Below are 22,975 nucleotides of genomic sequence, written 5' to 3' on the forward strand. Positions count from 1 at the left end.
GGTCGGCTACTCCTCAATCTCTCGCTCAGCCATCGCGATCGTTGAAACGAACCAGATCAATACCAGGGATAGCCCGACAACAGCCAGAACGCCGCCGAAAATCCACCCAAACGGTGTTTCGGTGAAGTCGAGTAGCGCTCCGGCCCACAGCAAGACCATGCCGCACCCCGCGCCCAGCAGGATTGCGACGAGGGCCGGAATGACCAACTCTTTACGCTGGACTCGGCTCACGTCGTCCAGGCCGAGACCTGTCCTCAACATGCCCACGTCATCCTGGACGAGACTCAGTGCTCGGTTGCCAAGTAGGACGAGCGCAACAATGACAAGCAGGGCGATCGCTGCTACGGCTATCGGCGCCAGCCACGACGAGCCGAGGTGGTAGCGCAAGCCTGGGCCACCGCGCAGCATCGGTGCCGCGAACATGGTGTTGGAAATTGCGTGAACCTTGTCGATGTCTTCAGGGCTACCGACGATATCCACGCTTCCAGTGGGCGCTCCCTCTGAGGGTGGGCTCGGACGTACCTGAGCGTTTCCAGCGACGGCGATCAGTCTGCCCACGTCGCCTGGCTGACCGCCTCGCCAGACCAATCGGGCTGAGGTGGTGTCCCCCGCGTCGCCAGCCAATGGGTCGCTGAGCTTTGCCTGGATTCCTGTTGTGCCGACCAGCGTGAAGACCAGAAGTGCCATCGCAGCGGCCGGCCGTGCTAGTCCGACGGGATTGGAGACAACTCGTCTGGTGGCTAGCCACCACGAAGGGTCGCCGAGCGGGAGCCAGCGCGCCGCCCGGCTTACGACCGCCGGCATTGAGAAGGGCAGGCACAACGAAACGATCACGATCCCGACACCGAGCAATGGAGGTGACGACAGCTGTCTGGAAAGAACGAGCACAATCAGTCCGGTAACAAGTCCAGCCGGAGCAACTTTGGAGCCCACTCGAGCGCCTACGGCACCGCTACCTCCCTTCCGAGCGGACGCGCGGCCCTGTGCAGCCCTGAGTGTGAGTCGTGAACCGAACGCAATGGCGATTGCGGCCACGACTGCACCTATCACGATCGACTCGAGGGAGCTAATTCCTAGCTCTCCCGGCGGGTAGCTCAGGCCACGTCCTGGTATGCCGGTGAGGTCTCGCAGCCATAGCCACGCCAGGGCGCTGCCCACCGCTGCCGCTGGTACTGCGACGACGGCGGTCTCAACGGCACCCACCGCTCGACGCGCTCCGCGCCCGATGCCGAGGCGGTCAAGCGTATGTAATCGGTTCTCCCGCGTGCCCGACAAGGCTCCGCCTGCAGCCCACAACAGCATCAAGCAGGGCAAGGCGATCAGGAGCCCGACTGTCAGCGACTCACGGATGATGCTCGGCGCAGGCGAGTCAGTCTCCATGCGCCAGGGAAAGGCGATCTTGGTGGCATCGGGTGACATGGTGAAGCCACGAGGGATCCCGAACGATGTGACCGTGTAACGCACGCCGTCGGTGCCGACAGTACGTCCAGCCGGTGGTCGCGCATACACGAGGAACTCGCTTGTTGCACCCAGGCCCTCAGGACCGATCGTGCCGCGCGGACCGGATCCCGCATCACCCACTCGCAGGCCTAGGGGGTCGAGCCTGAACCCGGCAGCTTCGAGTGCCGGCGAAATCGCCACCGTGCCAGGGTCCGGAACTTTGCGCAGGCCCGGCGGTACGAGCGTAGACGTCGCGCCTGGATCGAGCCACACCACCGGCACCTGATACCCGTGCCATATCGGCCCGCGCTGCACCATAGTCAGTCCGTCGCTCGCCTTACCGGACGAGTCCAGCACCATTGGCGTTCTCGCCGCAGTCTGACCAGCCGAGTAGGCAGCCCCTTTGATGCAACCCAACGCAACTGATAGACAGGAAGACGACAGGAACACGGTTGCTGCTACCACTAGGGCGCGCCATAGGTGTTGGCGATCCCTTCGAAGGGCTAGCCCGGCACCGAGCCGGAGGACGGTCTGCGCTCGAGTCACGAGGCGCCGAGCTCCACGGATTGAGTGCACCGCGCGGCCACGGCTGGGTCGTGCGTAGCTAGCACCAACGGTATGTTGCGCGCCCTGCACGCTTGAACAAGCAGGCCAGCCACGAGGTCAGCGTTTACACGATCCAGGGCAGCTGTTGGCTCATCGGCGACGAGCACTCCCACAGCGGAGACGACAGCGCGGGCTACCGCGACCCGTTGCGCCTCGCCACCTGACAATCTACTTACGGAGCTGCGTGCTCTGTCGCCAAGACCGACCTCACTCAGGACGTCTGGAATCTGCGCCATCGCTCTTTGATCGCCGCGGAAACGGGCGACGATGCCCACGTTTTCGGCCACGGTTAACTCACCGAGTAGATGGGCTTCTTGAAAGATGACGCCGACACTGGCTCGCCTAAAATGGGACCGCTGACGTGCCGAGAGCGCAGATATTTTCGTATCGCCGATCACTAGACTGCCGCCACTAGCCCCGCGCCAGCCAGAGATGCAGTCCAAAAAAGTAGACTTCCCCGAACCGGACGGTCCCGTAACGGCGACGGACTCACCGGCGCCGATCTGCACGGAGGTGGGTGGCAAGATCAGCTCGCCACCCACCTCCACACATATGTCGTCAGCGACAAGACTCACAGGGGGTAAACCCATCCTCCGACGATATCCGGAAAGGCGTTGCGTACCTCGATGGTCCGGTGTTGGTAGATCTTGTTCGCGTACGAACCAAGCTTCTGGCAGCCGTTATTCGCGCCGTCGGTGTCGTAGAGGTAGAGGGAATTACCGTAGCCGTTCACCCTGAACTCCGCCTTGACCTCGTGACCATCAGACTCCTGATCACAAACCCACATCTGTGTCCTTGAGTAGGTGTCGATGCTGAAATCATCGCCCTGATAACTTCTAGTATCTGCCGATGCGGTCTGCGCGCCGACAATCAACACGCTGGCAGCTATTGCCGCTTTGGTTCTCATGCTAACCCCTCCGTGCATGTGTTGCTACCCTTTTGATGGGGCTGACGAGCACCACACCCGCGGCAAAAGCTACGCCCCCCCCCGGGTCAGTAGTCAACGGGTAACTGCTTGCATCTGTGGGCAGGGGAAGCGATCAGATCGACTGTGGCCCAAACGACTCATACCTAGCCGTCGATGCTCAGCTGCGAGCCGCTTCGTAACGATCCAACGCAATCCGGCGTTCTTCAGCGTGGTCGACGATCGGCTCGGGATAGCCGTGCGCGTAGCCATCAGCGTGCTTCCACGGTTCGTGCACCTTGGCACCCGGAACATGCCGTAGCTCCGGGATCCAGCGACGCACGTAATCACCGTCAGGGTCGAATTTCCTGCCCTGCGTGATCGGGTTGAAGACCCGGAAATAGGGCGAGGCGTCCGTGCCGGTGCCGGCCACCCACTGCCAGCCGTGGTTGTTGGAGGCCACGTCGCCGTCGATCAGCCGGTCGAGGAAGTAGCGGGCACCGTGCGGCCACCAGATGTGGAGGTCTTTGGTGAGGAAACTCGCGGTGACCATGCGGACGCGGTTGTGCATCCACCCGGTGGCCAGCAACTGCCGCATGCCGGCGTCCACGAACGGGAAGCCGGTGCGGCCCTGCGTCCACTGCTCGAAGAGCGGGCCCGGCTGCTCGTAGCTCATGCCGTCGAGGGAGTGCGTGAGGTCGTGCCAGGCACTGCGCGGAGCGCGCCAGAGGACGTCGGCGTAGAACTCGCGCCAGGCCAGTTCGGTGACGAACTTCTCCGCTCCGTCGCCGTGCTCCCCCGCCAGGTCGGCAAGGATCGACCGCGGGTGGATCGCCCCTACCTTCAGGTACGGGCTGAGGCCCGAGGTGCCGGCCCGATCGGCGCGGTCGCGGTCGGTCGGGTAGGTCTCGACCGCTTCATCACGGAAGTCGGTCCAGCGCTGCCATGCGGCAGCCTCGCCGGCGTCAGGCAACTGCGGCAGATCGTCGGCGGCAACCGCCGCCTCCAGCGCCTTCATCGCGTGACGGTCGTCGTCCATTTCCAACCACGTGGCGTCGACATCAGGCGCCGGTGACGGTGCACCGTGTTCGCGCCACGCTCGGGCGAAGGGGGTGAACACCTTGTAGCCGGTGCCTGCTCCGGTGGTCAGGATGCCCGGGCCGATCGCGTACGGCGTCCCGGTCTCGACCCATTCGATTCCGTTGTCCTGCAGAGCATTTGCCACCCGTTTGTCGCGGCGAGCACCGGCGGGTGTGGTCTCTCTCGACACGTGCACCGAGGATGCACCGATGGCGGCGGCCACCCGTGGAATGACCTCGATCGGCGCACCGTGCAGCACCGTCAGCCGTCCGTCGTACGCCTCGCGCGCCGCCTGCACCGAGCGGGCAAGCCACGCCCGGCGCACCGGCCCAGCACCCTCCCACAGCGCAGGGTCGACGACGAAGACAACAGCCACCTCGCCGTCGCTGGCTTCATGAGCAGCGAGCAATGCGGGAAGGTCTCGACGACGCAGATCACGTCGCAACCACAATAAAGTCGGCACGCTTCAGCCGATCGGGTATAACGACGCAGGTCGATTGGTCACGGCACCACGCTAATAGACGAATTGGCCCAAATCGTGGTGCAGCCGCTGGCTCCCGGGCACAACCCGTTCGATCAGCGGCTACGAACCGACAACGGACCGTCCTGTGGGTTGGTTCCCCAGCCCGGGGTCAGGCGGTCGGTGCCGTGGTGACCTGCGCCTTCGACTCGATGCTGGCCAGGATCTCCTCGATCGCCTGGTCGACCGGCACGCCGTTGCGCTGCGAGCCGTCGCGGTACCGGAACGACACCGCACCGGCGTCACGGTCGTCACCTCCGGCGATGAGCACGAAGGGCACCTTTGCCTTGGACGCGTTGCGGATCTTCTTCGGGAAGCGGTCGTCGGTCTCGTCGAGCTCGACGCGAATTCCCTTGGCCTTCATCTGCTTCAACACGTCGTCGAGGTAATCGGCGAACTCGTCGGCGACCGGCACACCGAGCACCTGCACCGGCGACAGCCACACCGGGAACGCACCCGCGTAGTGCTCCACCAACACACCGATGAACCGCTCGATCGAGCCGAACTTCGCCGAGTGGATCATCACCGGCTGCTGGCGCGAACCATCAGCCGCGACGTACTCCAGACCGAATCCGGAAGGTTGACCGAAGTCGTACTGCACCGTCGACATCTGCCAGGTGCGACCGATCGCGTCCTTGGCCTGCACCGAGATCTTCGGACCGTAGAACGCCGCGCCACCCGGGTCGGGCACGAGGTCAAGACCGGATTCGGTGGCCACTCGCTCCAGCACGGCCGTCGCCGTCGCCCACTGCTCATCGGTGCCGACGAACTTGTCCTTCTTGGAGTCGTCCCGTGTGGAGAGTTCCAAGTAGAAGTCGTTCAGTCCGAAGTCGCGGAAGAGCCCGAGGCAGAAGTCGAGCAGGTGCTTGATCTCGGCGGCTGCCTGCTCAGGCATGACGTAGGAGTGCGAGTCGTCCTGCGTCAGCCCGCGCACGCGGGTCAGGCCACCGACGACGCCCGACTTCTCGTAGCGGTAGACGCCCCCGAATTCGAAGAGCCGCAGCGGCAACTCACGGTAGGACCGCTGGCGCGACTGGTAGATGAGGTTGTGCATCGGGCAGCTCATCGCCTTCAGGCGGTACGCCGCACCCTCGACCTCCATCGCCGGGTACATCGTCTCGGAGTAGTACGGCAGGTGCCCGGAGGTGTGGAACAACCCCTCCTTGGTGATGTGCGGCGTGCCGACGTACTCGAAGCCTTCCTCGATGTGGCGACGGCGGACGTAGTCCTCCATCTCCCGCTTGATGACCCCGCCCCTGGGATGGAAGACCACCAAACCGGGGCCGAGCTCCTCGGGGAAGGAGTAGAGGTCGAGTTCACGGCCCAACTTGCGGTGGTCGCGGCGTTCGGCCTCGGCGAGCCGGTCGAGGTAACCCTTGAGCTCGTCCTTGGACGGCCAAGCCGTGCCGTAGACACGCTGCAACTGCGGGTTCTTCTCGCTGCCGCGCCAGTACGCAGCGGCGACGCGCATCAGCTTGAAGGCGTTGCCGAGCACCTTGGTTGACGGCACGTGCGGGCCCCGGCACAGGTCACCCCATGCACGCTCACCGTCACGGCGCACGTTGTCGTAGATCGTGAGCTCACCGGCGCCCACCTCGGCGCCCGCACCCTCGGCCTCTTCAGCAGCATTGCCCTTCAGCCCGATCAACTCGAGCTTGAACGGCTCGCCCGCCAACTCGGCGCGTGCCTCGTCGTCGCTGACAACACGGCGGGAAAAGGTCTGGCCCTCGTTGACGATCTTCTGCATGGCCTTCTCCAAGGCCTTCAGGTCGTCCGGCGTGAACGGCGTCTCGACGTCGAAGTCGTAGTAGAAACCGTCGGTGATCGGCGGGCCGATACCGAGCTTGGCGTCGGGGTTGATCTGCTGGACGGCTTGGGCCAACACGTGCGCGGCGGAGTGACGCAGGATGTCGAGGCCGTCCTGCTGGGAGAGGTCGACCGCTTCGACCACGGCACCCTCGGGCACCTCGCGGAAGAGGTCCTGCAGTTCCCCGTCGACCCGCATGGCGACGACCGTCTTGTCGTTCCCGAACAGATCGGAGCCGGTAGTGCCCTGGTCCACCGCTCGCTCGCTTCCGGCGACTGACACGGTGATCTGGCTGGACACTGTTACTCCTTATGAATGCGGGAAAAACGAACGCCGCCCAGCGTATCGGCCACACCGCCCATCCCACGAACCCGTTTCCCGGCGATCCGTTGACGATGGAGCCAGGGACGACGAGACCCCGGCCACCGTGTGGTGTCCGGGGTCTCGTCGCAAAGTCAGCGAATCGGCGCGGGCGGGTCGATCGGGCCCGGCTCGTCCACCGGGTCGGGCACGTGACCGGGCTTGCGACCCGATTCAGCGCCGTAGGTGCCAGTCGTGCCGGTGGTGCCTTCGGCGCCCGGCGTCGGCTTCGCCGCCGTCTTCTGCACGGCGTCCTCCACCTTGTTGCTGGCGTCCTGGATCTTGTCGGCGTACTTGCCCTTGGTCACCGAGTTGGCGGCGCCGGCCACCTTGTCGATGCCACCGCGCACCTTGTCGGGGTTTTCCGCGGCGGCCTTCTTGACCTTGTCGACGCCTTCGACGGCGGCCTTCTTGGCCTTCGCGAACAGATCCTTTGCCTGGTCGGCATTGTTCATGTCGTCCTCCTGGTTGTGGCCAGCTACTTCCTGGTTCCAACCTTGCCAAACAGAGCCGGTCAGTGGGCTGTTCCCAACTCCTGCTCTCGCAGCACCACCAGCAGCAGAGCTCGCAACTCCTGTTGTTGGGCATCGGTCAGCGCCTCGAACATCACGTCGTCGCGCACGTCGCGCGAGCGCTTCAACTCCGTCCAGAGGTCGACGCCAGCGGGTGTGAGGGTGATCACCTTGGCCCGCCGGTCCGAGGGGCTCGGTGTGCGTTCGACCAGCCCCCGCTCACTCAGGGCATCGACGACCTCCGTCGCCGAACGTGCCGAGATGCGCAGCAGCACTGCGACGTCGGCTCCACGCAGGCCCGAATCGCCCTGTCTGGCAATCACTTCGAGCGCCCTAGCCAGGTGCGGACTCAGTCCGAACGGTTCGAGATCGGCCAGCCAGCGACGCCGGGAGTGCCGCGCCACCCGTAGCACAAGTTGGCGCAGGGAGGCGTCGTCCAGCGGCTCGTCGAACATGGGAACAGAGTAGCAACTAGGGCGGTTACAACATGTTGAGGTAACTTCAACATCATTCATTCCCGACGAAAGGAGCCCACTATGACAGCCGCTCCCCTCGCAACCGGTCGTCCGCCAGGCGGAGGCGGCCCCGGCGGACGCGTCGCTCGCAAGAGCGCCGGAGACATCGCCCAACTCGACGAACATCCCGTACCGCTGCCCCGCATCACAGCGCTCTTCCGGCCCTACCGGTTCCGCCTCGCGCTGGTCGTCGCGCTCATCGTCATCACCTCACTGATCAGCTTGGCTTCCCCGTTCCTGGTCAAGCACCTCATCGACGACGCCATCCCCCACCAGAACGTCGCACTGCTGCTCACCCTGGTCGGCGCCATGCTGGCGATCACCGTCCTCACCCAGGTGCTCGGCGTGCTCCAGACGTGGATCACCACCCTCATCGGGCAACGCGTCATGCACGATCTCCGGACGCGCTTGTTCGCCCATCTGCAGCGCATGCCGCTCTCCTTCTTCACCCGCACCCGCAGCGGCGAGGTGCAGTCACGCGTCACGAACGACATCAACGCCATGCAGTCGGTGGTCACCGACTCCGCAACCTCCATCGCCTCCAACGTCACGACCGCCGTCGGCACCGCCACCGCCATGGCCTTCCTGTCGTGGCGCCTCTCGCTGCTCAGCCTGCTCGTGCTGCCGCCCGCCATCTACCTCACCCGGCGAGTTGCCCTGCAGCGCAAGAAGATCCAGAGCCGGGCGCAGCGCACGCTCGCCGACATGCAGACCCAGATCGAGGAGTCGCTGTCGATCAACGGTGTGGTGCTGGCCAAGACGCTCGGCTCCGGCCCGGCCCTCTCGCAACGCTTCGAAGGTTCGTCCGGCACGCTCACGGAACTGGAAGTGCAGTCACAACTGGCCGGACGCTGGCGGATGGGCACGATGGCCATCGTCTTCGCGGCGATCCCGGCGATGATCTACCTGGCTGCTGGGCTTCCGGCCACCAGCGGCGGCATGACGATCGGCACCCTCGTGGCGTTTGTCGCCCTGCAGAGCCAACTCTTCCGTCCCCTGATGGGTGTGCTCAACGTCGGCGCCCAGGTAGTGACCTCGATGGCGCTCTTCAGCCGCATCTTCGAATATCTCGATCTGCCCGTCGATATCGACGAACCCGCCGAACCAGCTGATCTCGACACGTCCACCGCTCGCGGTGAGCTCCGCTTCGACCACGTCACCGTCACCTATGACGACGCCGATCGATCAGCTCTGGACGACATCACCCTCGCCGTGCCGGCCGGTGCCACCGTCGCAATCGTCGGCGCGACCGGCTCCGGCAAGTCGACGTTGGCCTCCCTGATCTCCCGGCTCCAAGACCCGACCAGCGGCGCTGTGAGCATCGACGGACACGACCTGCGCACCCTCCCGCTGCAGACCATCGCCGACCTGGTCGGTGTCGTGAGCCAGGAGAGTTACCTGCTGCACGCTTCGGTCGCCGACAACCTGCGTTACGCCGTACCCGACGCGAGCGACGAGCAGATCATCCGTGCCGCGCGGGCCGCCCAGGTGCACGACCTCATCTCGTCACTGCCCGACGGCTGCGACACCGTGGTCGGCACTCGGGGTTACCGCTTCTCCGGTGGCGAGAAGCAGCGAATCGCGTTGGCGCGCACCATTCTTCGAGACCCGAAGATCTTGGTGCTCGACGAAGCGACATCTGCCCTCGACAACACCACCGAGCGCGCCGTGCAACGCGCACTCGACAACGCACGGATCGGACGCACGACGCTCACCATCGCCCACCGCCTGTCGACCGTGCGGGATGCAGAGCTCATCGTGGTGCTCGACCAAGGGCGCATCGTCGAACAAGGTAGCCATGAGCAACTGCTGCTGCGCGGCGGTCGTTATGCCGCCCTGTGGGACGCCCAACTCACCGCGAGCGCTGCCTGACCATGCTCAGCCGGTGCGCGCAATCGAGAGCAGTACGACGCTGTCGGTATGGGCATCGACACGGTGCCGCTCCTGCGGGATGACGGCGTACTCCCCTTCGGCCAGGCGCACCGAGCCGTCCGCCCAGCCGAGCGTCACGTCCCCGGACAGCACCAGCAACGTCGCCTCACCCGGGTTGTTGTGGTCGGCCAGTTCGCCGCCGGCTTCCAGGGTGAGCAGCACTTGACCCAGCACCTGCCCCGCGCCGCCCTTGAGGGTCTTGGCGCTGCGGCCGCTGCTCGATTGCTGCGCGCGCTCGCGCTCGGAGGGATAGATGTCACTGAGTCGCACCGGTTCCATCACCCCATGGTGGACCACGCACATGCAGCATGGCCCGGGACGAACGTCCCGGGCCATGCTGATCTGAAGCCGATGTGGATCAGTCGGCGCGCAGGTAGGCCACCGTCTGTTCGACCAACTCAGCCGGGGCGTGCACCAGGTCGAGGGTCACGCCCTGCTCGTCGTCCTGTAGTTGTTCAAGGGTCTCGAACTGCGAGTCGAGCAGCTTCTCCGGCATGAAGTGGCCCTGTCGGGCGAGCATGCGCTCACTGATCAACTCCTTGGAACCGGCAAGGTGGACGAACACGACATCGGCCCCACTGCTGCGCAGCAGGTCGCGGTAGCTGCGGCGCAACGCTGAACAGGCGAGCACCGTCGGGGTGCCGGCTGCGTCGTGATCTGCGATCCACTGAGCGAGGGTCTCCAGCCACGGACGGCGGTCGTCGTCGTCCAACGGAATGCCCGAGCGCATCTTCTCCACATTGGCTTCCGGGTGGAACAGGTCGGCTTCGCCGAACTCCCAGTGCAGCTCTTGGGCGGCGCCCATCGCGACAGTGGTCTTGCCACTCCCGGAGACACCCATGAGCACCGCGTGCCGCACACCGGCACCTGCGCCGCTCACAGCACCCCGCTGACGGTTGCAGCGAAGATGAACCCGACCACGCCGATGAGCGTCTCCATCACCGTCCACGTGCGAAGGGTGGTCTTCTCGTCCATGCCGAGGAACCTACCGACGAGCCAGAAGCCGGAGTCGTTGACGTGGGAGAGCACGGTGGCGCCACAGGCGATCGCGATGACGATGCACGCGAGGTCGATCGAGGAGAGGCCGCTGGTTGCCGCGACGGTCGGCGCCATCAGGCCGGCAGTCGTGGTGAGGGCGACCGTGGCCGAACCTTGGGCGACGCGCAGGGCGGTAGCCACCACGAAAGCCGCAATGATCACGGGCAGGCCGGTCGACTCCAGCGAACCTGCCAGCGCTTTGCCGATTCCGCTGGCTCGCAACACACCACCGAACATGCCACCGGCACCGGTGATCAGGATGATCGCGCAGACCGGCCCCAGCGCACCGTTGACGACCTCCTCGATGTCGGCCTTCGACCGGCGGCCCATGCCGAGCACGATCATCGCCGTGATGACCGTGATGAGCAACGCGATCGGTGTCTGGCCGAACATCCGCAGCACCTGCACCCAGGTGGCGTCGCCGTCGACGGTGCCATTGGTGGCCAAGGTGTTCAAGCCGGTGTTCATGAAGATCAACACCAGGGGCAGCAGCAGCACGAACATCACCAGGCCGAAGCTCGGCTTCTCGCCACCGCCCTTGCCTTCCTCGACGTCCGCACCCGCGAGCAGTGCCGGCACCGGAATGTGCAGCTGCTTACCGGCCCACAGACCGAACAGGTAGGAGGAGAGGTACCACGTGGGCAGGCCGATGAGCAGACCCATCACCAGCACCAGACCGAGGTCGGCGCCGAGCAGGTCGCCAGCGGCGACCGGGCCGGGGTGCGGCGGCACGAAGGCGTGCATCACCGCGAAGGCACCCGCGGCGGGCAGTGCGTAGGTGAGGACGCTGCCGCCGAATCGTCGGGCCACCGAGAAGATGATCGGCAGCATGACGACCAGACCGGCGTCAAAGAAGATCGGGAAGCCGAACAGCAGCGAAGCAACGCCGAGAGCCAGCGGCGCACGTTGTTCACCGAAGCGAGCGATCAAGGTGTCGGCGAGCACCTGGGCGCCGCCGGTCACCTCCAGCAGCCGCCCGATCATGGCGCCGAATCCAACGAGCAGAGCGACGCTTGCCAGTGTGCTGCCGAACCCGTCGAGCAGCGTCGGCACGACGTCCTTGAACGGCACCTTGGTCGCGAGTGCGGTCAGGAAGCTGACGAGCACGAGGGCGACGAAGGCGTGCAGTTTGAAACGCATGATCAGCACCAGCAGCACTGCGACTGCTGCGGCGGCAATGAGCAGAAGCACACCCGGGCTGTACGCGGGTTGCACCTCTTCGGCGGTCAGGAGCATCAGTGGTCCTCCGGCAGCGGTGAGTAGGTGGGATGGACTCTAATGTGATTCATATTACTTTTACAAGCATTAAGAGTATTTTTGCTGCTCGACGTCCGAGCGACCTCAACACCGCGTAGGTTCGAGGCACGTCCAGCGAACAGACAGCAGAAGGGAATTCATCGATGAGCGCCACGGGTGAGCAGTCGACGAGCGATCGTCCGACCCGACCGGCCCCGATGCACCGAGGGCCGGCTCGCGACCTGGGCATCGAGATCATCGAGGGTCGACTGGCCGCTGATTCAGGCATGACTTTGGACGACATTCAACGCCGATTCGACGTCTCCCGCACCGTCGCGCGTGAGGTGCTGCGCGAGCTAGAAACCCTGCACCTGGTCGTTGCCCGACGCCGGGTCGGCATAGTGGTGCAACAGCGTGCAGCCTGGAACTTCCTGCACCCCACGCTCATCGACTGGCGACTGCGATCCGAAGACCGCCCGAGGCAGTTGCACGACCTCACCCAGCTACGTCATGTCGTCGAACCCGCCGCAGCCGCAGCCGCAGCCGATCTGGCAGACGTCGAGACGCGGGCGATGCTGCCACCGTTGGCTGCTCGCATGCGCACGCTCGGCGAAGCGGGCCAGTTGGAGGAGTTCATGGAACTCGACATCACGATGCACCGGGCGATCCTCGCCTCCAGCGGCAACGAACTCTTCACCGCGATGGCCGACCTGGTCGAAGTGGTGCTCGTCGCGCGCACCGAACTCTCGCTGATGCCGCAGCAACCCAAGCCCGAAGCACTCGCCGCCCACGAGGCGGTCGCGGACGCGATCTGGCGGGGCGACGCGGGTGCCGCGAGAGATGCGATGGTCGCCATCACGACCGAGGTGCTGGACGCCTTCGGCGCCTGATCCGGTCCGAAGTGCTTTGGTGGATGTAAAGGGACTCGATCCCCTACTACTCGCTTCGCTCCTAGCGGGGGCCCACCACGGGGTTCGAGCACCCTTCACGCTAAAGCACTTCGGACCGGACGAGAAGCGTGTCCGGTCCGAAGTGCTTTGGTGTGAAGTTCCCACAACTCCCTGACCTGCGGAAACGCACCTTGCCCGGTGGGGGTAGGTCCCTAAGGATCGGGCACTTTTGTCCATGGCCCGCGCAGCGCCGCTGGTCAACAGTCCTCGTGGACCGTCAGTCCCTTCCCGACTTCGACCACGGAGAGCGCCACGAAGCACCGGGTGCAGACCACGGCCTTCGAGTTCGAGCACTCACAGCCACGGCACTCCGGGCACTTCCAGTCCCCGCAAGTGGCGCACTGCCCGGATGAGGTGTCCGCCGCGAAGTACTCCCCGCACGCGGCGCACTCCTCACGCCAGTCCGAACTCAGGCGGGTGCGGCTGTCGGGGCGTGTGGATGTCGCGACGGCGATCACGAGGCCCTCGTGGAGTGCGACGTCGATCCGGACGTCCGTGTCGGCCCAGCCCTTCGAATAGCGGATTCCTTCTCCGCCGACGAGGGTGTGTTGACCATCCTCCAGGGCCCGGTCCGCCGCTGTCGCCAGAGAAGGCTGCGTGATCCGCTTGCCGGGGTTGTAGGGCATTCCGTTCGAGTCCGAGTACCAGATGCGTCCCTCGACATCGGCCAGCATGACCAGCCGCTCCCCCGGAAGGTTGAGGGCCGCGATGCAGCAGGTGGTCGCGGACGCCTCCGTCAAGGACACCATCTCGCAGAGACCGGCTGCGGTCACTCCTGCGCCGAGGTGCTCTTGCACCACAGCGTCGGGGACGAGCAGCGTGGCGGCGAAGTCGTTGACGATCTTCTCCTCCACCATCCGCGCCTTGTCCCCCAAGGTCGGGAGCACCCGGTATTGCCAGTCCTCGTCGCTGTAGAGAAGGTGGTGCCCCACCTCGTGCAGGGCGGTGAAGTTGTTGCGCTTCTCGTTCCCGACGCGGCGCACGGTGATCGTAGGCGGCTCGCTGTCGCCGTCGTAGGCACCACCCAAGTCGCAAGCACCCTTCGGGCGCTCGTGGGTCCAGCGGACCTGCACTCCCGGGACGAGCGCGAGCGCACCTTGTGGATCGGCGCTGGCCCGTGCCGCTACGTGCGGATACGAGGCGCTCAGTACCTCGCGCAGGTGAGTGCTTGCCTGTGAGACCAGTGTCTGGCTGGACCACTCGGCGGCGCTGCGCTCCTGCGGGAGTGCCATCTCACCGTGTCTCTTCCAGGAGTTGCTCCAGAGCGAACTGCACGCGCGCCTGGGCGGCTTCGGAAGGCTCAGCGTGCGAAACCTGCCGAGCAGCCTGACCGGAGCGTTCCCACAGGGAGGTCCGAGCCCGCTGCTCCGTCGTCCCCATTTGCCCCATCAAGGTCACCACGTCGTGCTTGTAGGTCGGCAGGGCGATCACTTGGGCACCATCGTCCGCGACCGGGGTGAGTACGTCTTCTGGCCCAAGGCCCGGAGGCAGTAGGCCCAGCACGGCGTCGACCTCCTCCTGCGTCGGCACCTTCACCCCACGGGCGAGTGCTGAGGCCCGCCCCGGCTTGACTGCCCAGACCTCCGCGAGGTGCTCAACTTCAAGGCCGCGCTCTTCGAGCAACTCTTGGCTGAAGACACCGACCCCGGGGCTGGCGCTTGGCCAGGCCCAGTCCCCGAGGTCCCATGCTTGCCAGCACACCGCCTCGAACGCGGCCTCGGCCTCAGTGCTCTCGATTGAAGGGCACCACGAGACCTCGGCGTCTGTCTCGCCCTCGGTCACCGCCCAGCGGATTTCCCGCATCGTGCGGTCATCCAAGACACGGCCCAGCCGCCGATCAAGGGCTGCCATGGAGAGTCCGAACTCGGCATCGGGCCAGCCGACCATGCTGCCGATGCTTGGGATGTCGACCGTGAAGGCGGGTGCCGCCGCATCGCCTGAGGGGTTGGTCAGAGGCCACGCAAGGATGTGCATCTCTCGGGTGGCTGCGACGAGCACGAGTCCTCGGTCCTGACCGTCTGCGCTCACCACCCACGCATCTCCTACGCCCGGACGCGGCCCATCGCCAGTTGCGGGCAACCGCAACGGGGAACCCAGGGCATCCATCAACATCAGAAGTTCTTCCGTCCAAGCATGAGAGTCGTCGCCCAGAACGACCCCAGCGCGCGGGTCTCGTCTTCGGGCAGCCTTCCAAGGTAGCGGCAGAGCGCTTCCTTTGCCAAAGCCGACCGAGGCACCGGGCGCTGGTTCACGTCGGTCCAGTACCCCTCCTTGGTCAGGCCGATGGCGTCGTTCTTGGCCGAGCGCAAGGTTCGCGCGGTCTTCTCCGGATTCGTGGTCCGGGTCAAGGTGTGAACGGCCCGCTTGCTCGTCTCGACCACTGCGCACGGGCGTCCATTCGAGCCATGCTTGTCGCCGTTGACCGAGGTCTTGGGCGAGACGCGGTACACGTCCCCGGTCTCTGGGTCGATCTTTACTCCCCCGGTCATGAAGGCCATTTCACCAGATATCACTGACAGAAGCGGTGGGGGCACTCCCCCGAGCCCTTGCCACTCCACCTGGCTACAGTCCAGGCGCATGAGAGAGCAGACTAGCCCCGCCAGCATGCCCGCCGACCCGTCGCAGCAGGCCCTGATCGAGAGAGCGTTTGAGGTGGGTAGAGATGCTGCCGAGAGCCTCGCCCAGATCGTTCCCACACTCGACCGAGACAGGACGGAGTACGCCGTGGCGACCGTGCTGTTGGAGGAGAGGTGGGTCAGCGCACGATGATCCACGCGCGGGGCACAATGCGCAGCACCTCGCCTCAGAACGGGTGCCCTCGCCAATGGCTGGCTACGAGACTCGCGGCCTGCGTTCCTTTGAGGAGCCATTCCCAGTCGGCCTCGTCCATCTTCTTGGACCAACGAAACGTCCCCGCGAGGTCCAGTTCATTGCTGAGGCCATGGGCCGACTGGATCGCGACCTGCACGAGGGCTGACATGGAGTTGGCCGCATGGTGGCTGTGCACGGCGACCTTCCCCGTCGGGGTGCGGTTGACGATCCCAGGTTCATGTGGCGGCGGTTGAGCATGGTCTTGATGGGCGAATCCATGCCGCACCTTGACCATCGCATGAAGGAACTTGGCAGCGTCCGGACCAGCAACCTGCTGTAGCGCGACGCGCCACGTGCTCCCGTGCCCAGAGGTGGTTTCAGCCGGGCTGACGCTGACCGTGATGTCCCAATCACTGCGCGGGTCGTACCGAAAGAAGACCCAGAGCATTTTACGGACGTTGTAGGGACTCGGCGTCTGAATCATTCCTGCCCTACTGCCCTTTGTCTCGATGTGGAACCAGTCCTCGGGCTGCGCCAGACCGGGCGTCAGATCGACCGCCGTCAGAGCCAGGTCCTCGAAGAACGCTTCCATCGCACCCACAGACGCGACGACAACTGCACGGTTCAGAGACTTGTGACGCACAGTCGGAGGACCGGCGCCAGTGGGCTTCCCGTTCTTCCGTCTCTCAGCCGCCTGCTGCTCCAGCGACATCGCGGCTACCTCATGCAGACGTCTCGCATCTGCCAGGTAGTCCACCAAGTTGTCCAGTGGCCTTTGCAGGGGATGAAGCGCCATTGCCCGCCTCCCAACGGTAGTGCCGGGAGCCTACCTGGACGGCTCGCTCAACGCTGACCGACCGGCCTGTCAGACCCTCCTGTCAGGCTCATCCCCATGAAGCGCGCCTACACCTCCTTGCACTCCGGCACCGACCGCGAGCGGGACCTCGTGACTGCCCTGAAGTGGGCTCAGGATCAGGCCGAGGACGATCAGCACATCACGCTCTGGTGCGCTCACCGAGACTCGCTCCCGGAGGGCTGGGAACCCCGGCTACGCAAGGCCGGAATCGAGGTGGTGGCGGATCGTCCTCGCAGCCGGGGCGGCTCCGGGCCAAGGCACTTCGCCGGGCCGCTGGTCGCGGTGGGCTTCACCACGCTGGACGACGTGATCGACGTCGAACCCTTCGCTCACCCGATGTGTCTCGCCGGAGCCTACGACCCGCGAAACGACGAGGACTTCGACATCCTTGACGATCACCCGCACGTCCGCTGGATCGAGGCGTTCGAGCCGGAGTGCCTGGCGGGACCTCAGATCGCGGTTCCGGAGCCGCTGATCGAGGACCCGGTGGTGGCCAAGGCGATGGAGTCCTTCACGAGCATCACCTTCGGCGGCAAGACGATGTACGACTCCCGCGACGGAGGTCGAGTGACGGACGGCCTGCTGCTCCTGCACAACGGTGGTCACCGCTTCGACCCCGAGCGCCTCTTCTCCGCCGCGCTGCGGGCTGGTTGGAAGGGCAGTCAGGCCATGCGGTTCCGGGAGGTCGCGCTGGAGGTTGCTCGTGGCGTCCGCAAGCGGCCCAGCGAGCGGCTCGGGCCCGGAGCACTGGAGCGGTGGCGCTCAGAGGCGAGCGACAGGCCCGAACTCGGCTAACCCTTCCAGGACTCGTGGAAACCATAGATGTCCAGCACCTTGGCCCTCGTCATGCGCCGCTCACTCGGCCCTCCAGAAGCGAAGTCCCACACCGGGTAGCAAACCCGCACGTGCTCGATCTCGTCCGCGTGCTGGTCATAGACGTCGTGCAGCATGCCCAGGGCGTCCCTTCCGGCTCTGTTCCACGCCCCACGCTCAGCCCGTGTTTCGGACAGGCCCTTGAAGGTGGCCACGAAGAACGTGTCGAAGGACGGAAGACAGCCCCAGACGCCCATCATGACCTTCGAGATGAGTGTCAGCCCCTGACCGCCTTCGGGCAGCAACGCCTTATACAGGTCAGTCCAAGCCAGTGAGAAGTGCTCGTACTTCACAGGGTCGAGGTAGTCCGGCACGTCCCAGCCACGCAGACTCGGGTCGTGCTTCTCAATGACCTCGATGACACCTTGGTAGTGCAGGAGGTTGGTCTCCCGGAACAGGAAGGACGAGCCGCGCAACATGCCCCACGAGGCGAGGTAGTAGCCCAGGTGCAAACACGAGGTCTCCATGACCTCGGTCGGTCTCGGGTGCTCCCGGAAGTGGGAGACGCACAGGTCCCACGAGCGCTCCCGACGTCGGGACGGCAGAGGGTCGGCTTCAGGGCGCAGGAACGCTTCAGCCGCTGCCGAGATGGCACCGGGCGCGATGGGCTTCATGCGTCCACATTCCAGGTCGGGCAGTCGTAGGTGCAGTCCTCCCGAAGGAGGACGACGTGAACCTGAGCGGCCTCCAGTCCGGTCGTGGTGGCATCGAGGAGGTCGCGGTAGCGCCGAGTGTCGGGCAGCACCAGCAGGGACTCTCGCTCAGGCTGCTTCTCCCTCAACATGAGGGCCGCCAGCACCCCCTTGGCAAACCAAGTCCGCGCCTGCCCGCCCGGGCTGCTGCGCTTGGTCTCATGGGCGCGAGCCGGGTCTTCGTAGCCTGTCGATGGGTAGCCCTTGACCTCGGCACCGAGCAGCCGTTCCCCGCGACGTGCCAAGACATCGACGCCACGCGCCTTGCTCGCGGTGTCGGCCAGGGACTCGACTTCCCAGTCATGGCGGATCAGCATGGCGGCGAAGACGTCCTGGACGGTCCCTTCCCACGGCCACGGCTTCATGCGGGCGAGGCTACTCGGCAGGGGCGGCAACCGTGGCGCACGTGAGGCCGTGAGTGTGGTTAAGCGGGCGCGCCTTGACCTTCCTCAGGGCTGACGGCGTTGGCGATCTTGACGGCCACCTGCTCCAGAGAGTCCTCCTCGGTGCTGAGTCCACTGCGGGACGCCAGTAGCGGGCTCTCGTCACGGAGGGCCTCGTAGGTGATGCCGTGGACGACCGGGATCACTCGGTCGGTCGCCAGCAGGGCCGACAACTCCTTCTCCGCGATGCCTTCCGCTGAGAGGCTCCTCAGCATCTCGGGGGTGGCCAACACGACGCCGATGCGGGACATGCGCAGCCCCTTGTCGATCTCGCGGACGAGTGAGGTCCCGAGGGCCACGTCCTTCTCCGAGAACCAGACGCTGACGCCGAACCCTTCGAGCAGGTCGTGGAGGTCCATAGCCGCACCTTGTCGGTCTCCCCAGGCGTGACAGAGAAAGACGTCGCGCCGCTCAGGGTGCTCGACAGACTGCCGTTCTGCCTCTCGCGCGACGGGTCCAAGGGTGCGCTCCTCGGCGGGTCGGTACGTCACTGCGGGCCGCGACCGTGTGGCTCCAGACTGCAACTTTCGGTTCGTGTCCCTCGCCCACTTGTCGACCTCGCGCTTGACGGCCTGCTGGTTGCGGCGGTCCTGGGCCTTGGCCTCGCTTTCAGCCTTGCGCTGCGCTGCGTTGAGGTCCCGCTCGAACTGACGCTCCGCCTTGCGGACTTCCGACTTGATCTGTTGCTCAACCTTGCGTTGGGCGGCGCGCATCTGGGACCTGATCTGAGACTGGGACGGCATACGTGGGGTGGGCACGTGAGACTCCTGACTGTCGATGTTCTGGTGTTCACCTTCGCACGCGACACCGACAGGTCCGCCTTGCTCGTACATCGGGCCGACCTAGACGTCCGGAAGCCAGCCTTCCGAGACTCCGACCTGCCCGAGGGGCTCCTCGGCGTGCGCGCGTGAGCGCCAGCGCTCGGCGGCAGCCACCCAGGCATATGGGTATGACAGAGGGTCACGAAGGATCGCGTCCACGTGTTGGTCGGGGAACCCATGTGGCCTCTTGTCGGGAACCACCACCACCGCGTCGGGGCCACACGTGCTGACGGCCTTCAGGCACTCGTCCGTCCGGTCGTCGAGGAGCCTCTCCGTCAGTGCTCGATGGGCAGGCCATGATGCCGCGCCAAAGGACGTAAGGGCTTGCAACACTGCAAGGTCGAGTTGGTCAATACGGTCGTGCTTCTGGGTGTCGACGGTGAAGAGCAGGAAGGCCGCAACAAGGCGCTGGCTCTCGGCGGCTGCCAGCAGTTCCGGCGACATCCGCCGTCCGAGGCCGCTTGCGCTGATCCGACTGAGCCCGTTGAGCAAGCCGAGGTGCTCGTCCTCGGTGAGCGCCGCTACGAAGGTCTCCAGCATCGCGATGAGGTCCTTGACCGTGGTGTCGTCTCCGCTGACCAGCAAGCCTCCGATCCACGCCATCTTGCTGTGGTTGTCGGTGCATGCCGTGGCCTGGTCGCGCCACCACGGGACGTCCTGGCGCTGCCGCAACGTCTGGACGTAGACGCCGTAATCCATCGACGGTCCGAGCGCGGGCTTGTTGGGATCGAACGAACCTCCTGTCCTGACCGAGCCGGTGGCGACCCCGATAAGCGCGATCTCGGTCGCCAGCCAGCACGGTCCGTGGATCGCCGCAATCTCGCGTGCGGTGTCCTGCCACGGCGCGGTCGAGTCCTTCTGTCCCTTCCTGAACAGGGTCGAGCGCATCACTCGGTCGTACCTGGCGTCCCAACCCTTCAGTCTGCTGAAGACTGCCTGCCGGGATTTCTCATCCGCCGTGGAGTCCTCCAGGTGAGCAGTCGGCAGAATGAAGCGGTTCTGCTCAGCGGTCTTGGCCAAGTCGATGAAGCGATGGGGGCGCACCGCGCGAAGCAGGCTTCCGCCATGCGACGCACTCGTCGTCACGATGTCGGAACCCTCACCCGAGAGAACTGCGCGCAGTAGTGCATCGTCCTGATCCGAGCCGAACTTAGGAACCACACCCAAGGCGAGTGCGGCACGCCGTGCTTGCGGCGTTTGTAGAGCCAGTGCGTCGATTCGAGCCGAAGTTAGGCGGACACCGGGGTGCGCTGCTCCCACGTGCAGCAGTGCTTCCTCGGCTACCTCAGCCGACGCCAGCGTCTGGTTAATCCACTCCTCAAGTTGCTTGTCTCCGGGAGCGGCTTCGGCCAGGAACCGCGCAGCGAGTCTCGCGCGCACCTCTGATTCGAGGTAGTCCGTCCGCACGACATCGTTGAGCGCCCCCGCCAACTCGGAGGCGGAGAGGCCCTCGGGCAGTCCGGGGAACTGCTCCGGTTGCCGGGCCGGACTCATCAGCCGAAGGCTCAGGTTGTCCGTGAGGAGACCAATCGCCTTCCTCTGAGACCTGCTAACTGGGGAGAAGACACCATCGCGTAGCAGTGCCCACAGTGCCACTCGCACTTGAAGGGGATGTCGCCCATCTTCGAGCGCCCCTTCCAGTCCGAGAACAAGTCCGCTGATCTCGTTCGGATCGGCAAAGCCCGCGTAAAAGAGGGTCGTGTTCAGCCAGTACGGGCGCTGGACGAGGTGGGCGAGAAGTTCGCTCTTCAGCACGGGAGTGGTCAACATCCCGGCGTACTTGGCTAGGTATCGAGCCGCGAAGTATTCCCGTACTGGCTGGACTGCGAACTCGTAGGTCTCGCCCTCTTTGCTAGTTAGTGCCCAGAAGCGATCTGCCGAGGCCGTGAACAACTTGTCGAGGAGGTGCTCCGGACCTTCGACCTCTTGCAGGTAGGAAAAGAGTTCGGCGCGGATGCGCTTCAGCGGGAGTTTGCCCAGCGAAGGGTCGGTCTCGACACCAGAGTGCATCCGCCACCCGAGCCATGAGGTGGTCTCGTGAACGCGGTCTACATCGTCCTTGTCGATCTGGTCGCGTTCGATCTCCCGATCCATGAGCGCGTCCATGTAGGCGCTGTAGATCGCGGTCCGCGCAGAGGGGATCGCCTCGCCGCGCTTGTTGATGAGATAGAGCAGGATCGTCAGGTGCATTGGGTTGGCGCTCAGTTGAGCGATGTGTTCTTCTGCCGTCCTGCCAACGAAGACCCGTTTGAGTTTGCGTCGCTGCGACGGAGACAGACCGTTAACCGCCGCCCACTTGCCCAGATAGGACGTCTGCATGTGTGGGCTCATCGCACGTAGGCGGACGTACTCGAAGAGGTCAGTAGTCGGCTCTGGCTGTGACGACGAATTGGGCCGCGTGGTGACCAACACCTGAGTCCAGGTTCGCGTCGATCTCCTGAGTTGCCTCGCGAGTCTGTCGATCTCGCTGACAACGTGAGCCCGCAGGCGTTGGTCACCCACCTCGTCCAACCCATCCAGTACGAGGAGGGTGGGATACCTGTCCAGCAGGTCCTGCACCTGCTCTACGGTGACTGACCGTCCACCGCTGTAGTAGCGACAGTAGTCAGCCAAGAAGTGTTCGAGGCTCCGCTCAACCCCGTGACGGCGCTTGCCCGTCTTTGCCTGAGGGTCATCGTCAAAGGGATCGTCCCCCTCCAACCAAGAGGCGTAGTGCCGAAGATCGACTCTGAAGGGGAGGCGCGGTTCGTTCGCTCTATATTCCCCCGCCTCGATCTCAGTGATCTCGTCGTCGGGTAGAACCTGAGATCGGTGGACCTGACAGAGGTACTGGCCGAGTGTGGATTTTCCCTGGCCTGGCTCCCCACGCACAACCGTGTAGGGCATGACGGTGTTGAGGAGGTAGGTCAGCGCTCCTACCCGAACCATGTGTTTGGAACGTACGACTAGATCAGCAGCGACCCTCGGTTCGGACACAAGTTCGGCCTCTACATCGACGTAGACGTCAGCGAGTTGCGTCTGGTCGAGGTCCGCCTGACTGAACTTGACCTTCGAGTCTTCACCGCCCTGATTCTTCATGACACGCAGCAAGGTCGTCCGCATCTCCGCCGCCCTGCCCTCGGCTGCGGACCCGTGGAGGAGGAAGCGAATGAGGTCCTGACCGGCAAGCATGTCCGCGTACGACCACTTGATGGCATCCGGGGCGGCGTCCACCATCCCGTCGAGATCGGCCTGCCACAGCGGTTCCATGGGGACACCGAACTTCTTGGACAGGGCCTCAAACTCCTTGTCCAACTTGTCCATCGTGCCCTTGCCGGGAGCGGCAGTACCTGCCACACAGGTCATCAGGACGTACCGCGTGGCACCCTCAGCCACCAGGCGCTCGATGTTCTCGGCCTCACCGTCGACTGCGGCCTTCAGCCACGTCACTGGGTTCTGCACGCGGTCCTTCGTCCACTTGACCTGGTAGATCGTCCCCCCAGACGCGTCGTCAACACCTTTCGCAGTGACGTCCCGGCCACCGTCGCTCATGCCAACTGGATAGAGCCGGACCGAGGGGTCCTCCTGCCGCAGAAGTGC

At 65.0% G+C, this 22,975-nt stretch carries 22 protein-coding genes; 4 read left to right on the forward strand and 18 right to left on the reverse strand.

The features are described 5' to 3' along the window. Positions 1 to 6 precede the first annotated feature (6 nt). From J5M86_RS08235 to J5M86_RS08265, 7 genes are all read right to left on the reverse strand, one after another. Positions 7 to 480 (reverse strand): hypothetical protein, encoded by a 474-nt coding sequence (locus J5M86_RS08235; protein ID WP_188061084.1) that lies wholly within the window; start codon positions 478 to 480, stop codon positions 7 to 9. 1,502 nt (positions 481 to 1,982) lie between these two features. Further along, positions 1,983 to 2,636 carry an ABC transporter ATP-binding protein gene (locus tag J5M86_RS15765; protein WP_370587352.1) on the reverse strand — a complete coding sequence of 218 codons (654 nt, stop codon included), beginning with the start codon at positions 2,634 to 2,636 and terminating at the stop codon, positions 1,983 to 1,985. Then, positions 2,618 to 2,953, reverse strand: a complete 336-nt coding sequence (locus J5M86_RS08245) for a hypothetical protein (RefSeq protein ID WP_188061082.1) — start codon at positions 2,951 to 2,953, stop codon at positions 2,618 to 2,620. The genes J5M86_RS15765 and J5M86_RS08245 overlap by 19 nt, the downstream gene beginning before the upstream one ends. Positions 2,954 to 3,131: 178 nt before the next feature. Then, positions 3,132 to 4,493 (reverse strand): deoxyribodipyrimidine photo-lyase, encoded by a 1,362-nt coding sequence (locus J5M86_RS08250; protein WP_188061081.1) that lies wholly within the window; start codon positions 4,491 to 4,493, stop codon positions 3,132 to 3,134. Positions 4,494 to 4,662: 169 nt separating this feature from the next. Then, complete coding sequence (gene thrS, locus J5M86_RS08255; RefSeq protein ID WP_188061080.1) at positions 4,663 to 6,657, reverse strand: threonine--tRNA ligase; 1,995 nt, start codon at positions 6,655 to 6,657, stop codon at positions 4,663 to 4,665. Between the two features lie 155 nt (positions 6,658 to 6,812). Next, positions 6,813 to 7,172: an antitoxin gene (locus J5M86_RS08260; RefSeq protein WP_188061079.1), complete on the reverse strand. Its 360-nt coding sequence runs from the start codon at positions 7,170 to 7,172 to the stop codon at positions 6,813 to 6,815. Between the two features lie 59 nt (positions 7,173 to 7,231). Continuing rightward, positions 7,232 to 7,684, reverse strand: a complete 453-nt coding sequence (locus J5M86_RS08265; protein ID WP_188061078.1) for a MarR family winged helix-turn-helix transcriptional regulator — start codon at positions 7,682 to 7,684, stop codon at positions 7,232 to 7,234. An 81-nt stretch (positions 7,685 to 7,765) separates the two neighbouring features. On the opposite strand from J5M86_RS08265, the gene J5M86_RS08270 reads away from it, so the two are divergent. Continuing rightward, complete coding sequence (locus tag J5M86_RS08270) at positions 7,766 to 9,616, forward strand: ABC transporter ATP-binding protein (RefSeq protein ID WP_188061077.1); 1,851 nt, start codon at positions 7,766 to 7,768, stop codon at positions 9,614 to 9,616. Between the two features lie 6 nt (positions 9,617 to 9,622). Here J5M86_RS08270 and J5M86_RS08275 read toward each other — a convergent pair whose 3' ends face one another. From J5M86_RS08275 to J5M86_RS08285, 3 genes are all read right to left on the reverse strand, one after another. Next, a complete protein-coding gene (locus J5M86_RS08275; RefSeq protein ID WP_188061076.1) occupies positions 9,623 to 9,955 on the reverse strand; it encodes a cupin domain-containing protein in 333 nt (110 codons plus the stop codon). Between the two features lie 79 nt (positions 9,956 to 10,034). Next, positions 10,035 to 10,556, reverse strand: a complete 522-nt coding sequence (locus J5M86_RS08280) for a gluconokinase (RefSeq protein WP_244328273.1) — start codon at positions 10,554 to 10,556, stop codon at positions 10,035 to 10,037. Then, complete coding sequence (locus tag J5M86_RS08285; protein ID WP_188061075.1) at positions 10,553 to 11,950, reverse strand: GntP family permease; 1,398 nt, start codon at positions 11,948 to 11,950, stop codon at positions 10,553 to 10,555. Before J5M86_RS08285 ends, J5M86_RS08280 begins: the two co-directional genes overlap by 4 nt. A gap of 164 nt (positions 11,951 to 12,114) precedes the next feature. Here J5M86_RS08285 and J5M86_RS08290 point away from each other — a divergent pair, with 164 nt between their 5' ends. Beyond that, entirely contained in the window at positions 12,115 to 12,840 is a 726-nt protein-coding gene (locus J5M86_RS08290; protein ID WP_244328274.1) for a FadR/GntR family transcriptional regulator, read from the forward strand. 257 nt (positions 12,841 to 13,097) lie between these two features. Here the strand turns inward: J5M86_RS08290 and J5M86_RS08295 are convergent, their stop codons facing one another. From J5M86_RS08295 to J5M86_RS08305, 3 genes are all read right to left on the reverse strand, one after another. Continuing rightward, a complete protein-coding gene (locus J5M86_RS08295; RefSeq protein WP_188061074.1) occupies positions 13,098 to 14,132 on the reverse strand; it encodes an ImmA/IrrE family metallo-endopeptidase in 1,035 nt (344 codons plus the stop codon). Between the two features lies 1 nt (position 14,133). Continuing rightward, complete coding sequence (locus J5M86_RS08300) at positions 14,134 to 14,898, reverse strand: hypothetical protein (protein ID WP_188061073.1); 765 nt, start codon at positions 14,896 to 14,898, stop codon at positions 14,134 to 14,136. A 113-nt stretch (positions 14,899 to 15,011) separates the two neighbouring features. After that, a complete protein-coding gene (locus tag J5M86_RS08305; RefSeq protein WP_188061072.1) occupies positions 15,012 to 15,398 on the reverse strand; it encodes a hypothetical protein in 387 nt (128 codons plus the stop codon). A gap of 79 nt (positions 15,399 to 15,477) precedes the next feature. Between J5M86_RS08305 and J5M86_RS08310 the strand changes: the two genes are divergently transcribed. Continuing rightward, positions 15,478 to 15,669 carry a hypothetical protein gene (locus J5M86_RS08310; protein ID WP_188061071.1) on the forward strand — a complete coding sequence of 64 codons (192 nt, stop codon included), beginning with the start codon at positions 15,478 to 15,480 and terminating at the stop codon, positions 15,667 to 15,669. Positions 15,670 to 15,703: 34 nt separating this feature from the next. Here J5M86_RS08310 and J5M86_RS08315 read toward each other — a convergent pair whose 3' ends face one another. Continuing rightward, complete coding sequence (locus J5M86_RS08315) at positions 15,704 to 16,507, reverse strand: hypothetical protein (RefSeq protein ID WP_208964998.1); 804 nt, start codon at positions 16,505 to 16,507, stop codon at positions 15,704 to 15,706. 96 nt (positions 16,508 to 16,603) lie between these two features. Here J5M86_RS08315 and J5M86_RS08320 point away from each other — a divergent pair, with 96 nt between their 5' ends. Beyond that, a complete protein-coding gene (locus tag J5M86_RS08320; protein WP_188061069.1) occupies positions 16,604 to 17,362 on the forward strand; it encodes a hypothetical protein in 759 nt (252 codons plus the stop codon). On the opposite strand, the gene J5M86_RS08325 is transcribed toward J5M86_RS08320, so the two are convergent. The 4 genes from J5M86_RS08325 to J5M86_RS08340 are packed head-to-tail and all read right to left on the reverse strand — an operon-like array spanning position 17,359 to position 22,927. After that, a complete protein-coding gene (locus tag J5M86_RS08325) occupies positions 17,359 to 18,054 on the reverse strand; it encodes a hypothetical protein (protein WP_188061068.1) in 696 nt (231 codons plus the stop codon). The two genes, J5M86_RS08320 and J5M86_RS08325, sit on opposite strands and share 4 nt — an antisense overlap. Next, a complete protein-coding gene (locus tag J5M86_RS08330; protein WP_188061067.1) occupies positions 18,051 to 18,497 on the reverse strand; it encodes a hypothetical protein in 447 nt (148 codons plus the stop codon). The genes J5M86_RS08325 and J5M86_RS08330 overlap by 4 nt, the downstream gene beginning before the upstream one ends. Positions 18,498 to 18,556: 59 nt before the next feature. Next, complete coding sequence (locus J5M86_RS15610; RefSeq protein ID WP_371811148.1) at positions 18,557 to 19,408, reverse strand: TIR domain-containing protein; 852 nt, start codon at positions 19,406 to 19,408, stop codon at positions 18,557 to 18,559. Between the two features lie 9 nt (positions 19,409 to 19,417). Then, on the reverse strand, positions 19,418 to 22,927 hold the full coding sequence (locus tag J5M86_RS08340; protein ID WP_188061066.1) for an NACHT domain-containing NTPase: 3,510 nt from the start codon (positions 22,925 to 22,927) through the stop codon (positions 19,418 to 19,420). Positions 22,928 to 22,975: the final 48 nt, after the last annotated feature.

Source organism: Yimella sp. cx-51 (assembly GCF_017654605.1).
In the GTDB taxonomy this organism is placed as follows: Bacteria; Actinomycetota; Actinomycetes; order Actinomycetales; family Dermatophilaceae; genus Yimella.

Coding starts and splice junctions, on each gene's coding strand:
- J5M86_RS08245 (WP_188061082.1), bottom strand. CDS start 2,953: ATGAGAACCAAAGCGGCAATAGCTGCCAGCGTGTTGATTGTCGGCGCG.
- J5M86_RS08285 (WP_188061075.1), bottom strand. CDS start 11,950: ATGCTCCTGACCGCCGAAGAGGTGCAACCCGCGTACAGCCCGGGTGTG.
- J5M86_RS15610 (WP_371811148.1), bottom strand. CDS start 19,408: ATGTACGAGCAAGGCGGACCTGTCGGTGTCGCGTGCGAAGGTGAACAC.
- J5M86_RS08340 (WP_188061066.1), bottom strand. CDS start 22,927: ATGAGCGACGGTGGCCGGGACGTCACTGCGAAAGGTGTTGACGACGCG.
- J5M86_RS08290 (WP_244328274.1), top strand. CDS start 12,115: ATGAGCGCCACGGGTGAGCAGTCGACGAGCGATCGTCCGACCCGACCG.
- J5M86_RS08325 (WP_188061068.1), bottom strand. CDS start 18,054: ATGAAGCCCATCGCGCCCGGTGCCATCTCGGCAGCGGCTGAAGCGTTC.
- J5M86_RS15765 (WP_370587352.1), bottom strand. CDS start 2,636: ATGGGTTTACCCCCTGTGAGTCTTGTCGCTGACGACATATGTGTGGAG.
- J5M86_RS08330 (WP_188061067.1), bottom strand. CDS start 18,497: ATGAAGCCGTGGCCGTGGGAAGGGACCGTCCAGGACGTCTTCGCCGCC.
- J5M86_RS08315 (WP_208964998.1), bottom strand. CDS start 16,507: ATGGCGCTTCATCCCCTGCAAAGGCCACTGGACAACTTGGTGGACTAC.
- J5M86_RS08310 (WP_188061071.1), top strand. CDS start 15,478: ATGAGAGAGCAGACTAGCCCCGCCAGCATGCCCGCCGACCCGTCGCAG.
- J5M86_RS08270 (WP_188061077.1), top strand. CDS start 7,766: ATGACAGCCGCTCCCCTCGCAACCGGTCGTCCGCCAGGCGGAGGCGGC.
- J5M86_RS08320 (WP_188061069.1), top strand. CDS start 16,604: ATGAAGCGCGCCTACACCTCCTTGCACTCCGGCACCGACCGCGAGCGG.
- J5M86_RS08260 (WP_188061079.1), bottom strand. CDS start 7,172: ATGAACAATGCCGACCAGGCAAAGGATCTGTTCGCGAAGGCCAAGAAG.
- J5M86_RS08305 (WP_188061072.1), bottom strand. CDS start 15,398: ATGGCCTTCATGACCGGGGGAGTAAAGATCGACCCAGAGACCGGGGAC.
- J5M86_RS08275 (WP_188061076.1), bottom strand. CDS start 9,955: ATGGAACCGGTGCGACTCAGTGACATCTATCCCTCCGAGCGCGAGCGC.
- J5M86_RS08295 (WP_188061074.1), bottom strand. CDS start 14,132: ATGGCACTCCCGCAGGAGCGCAGCGCCGCCGAGTGGTCCAGCCAGACA.
- J5M86_RS08265 (WP_188061078.1), bottom strand. CDS start 7,684: ATGTTCGACGAGCCGCTGGACGACGCCTCCCTGCGCCAACTTGTGCTA.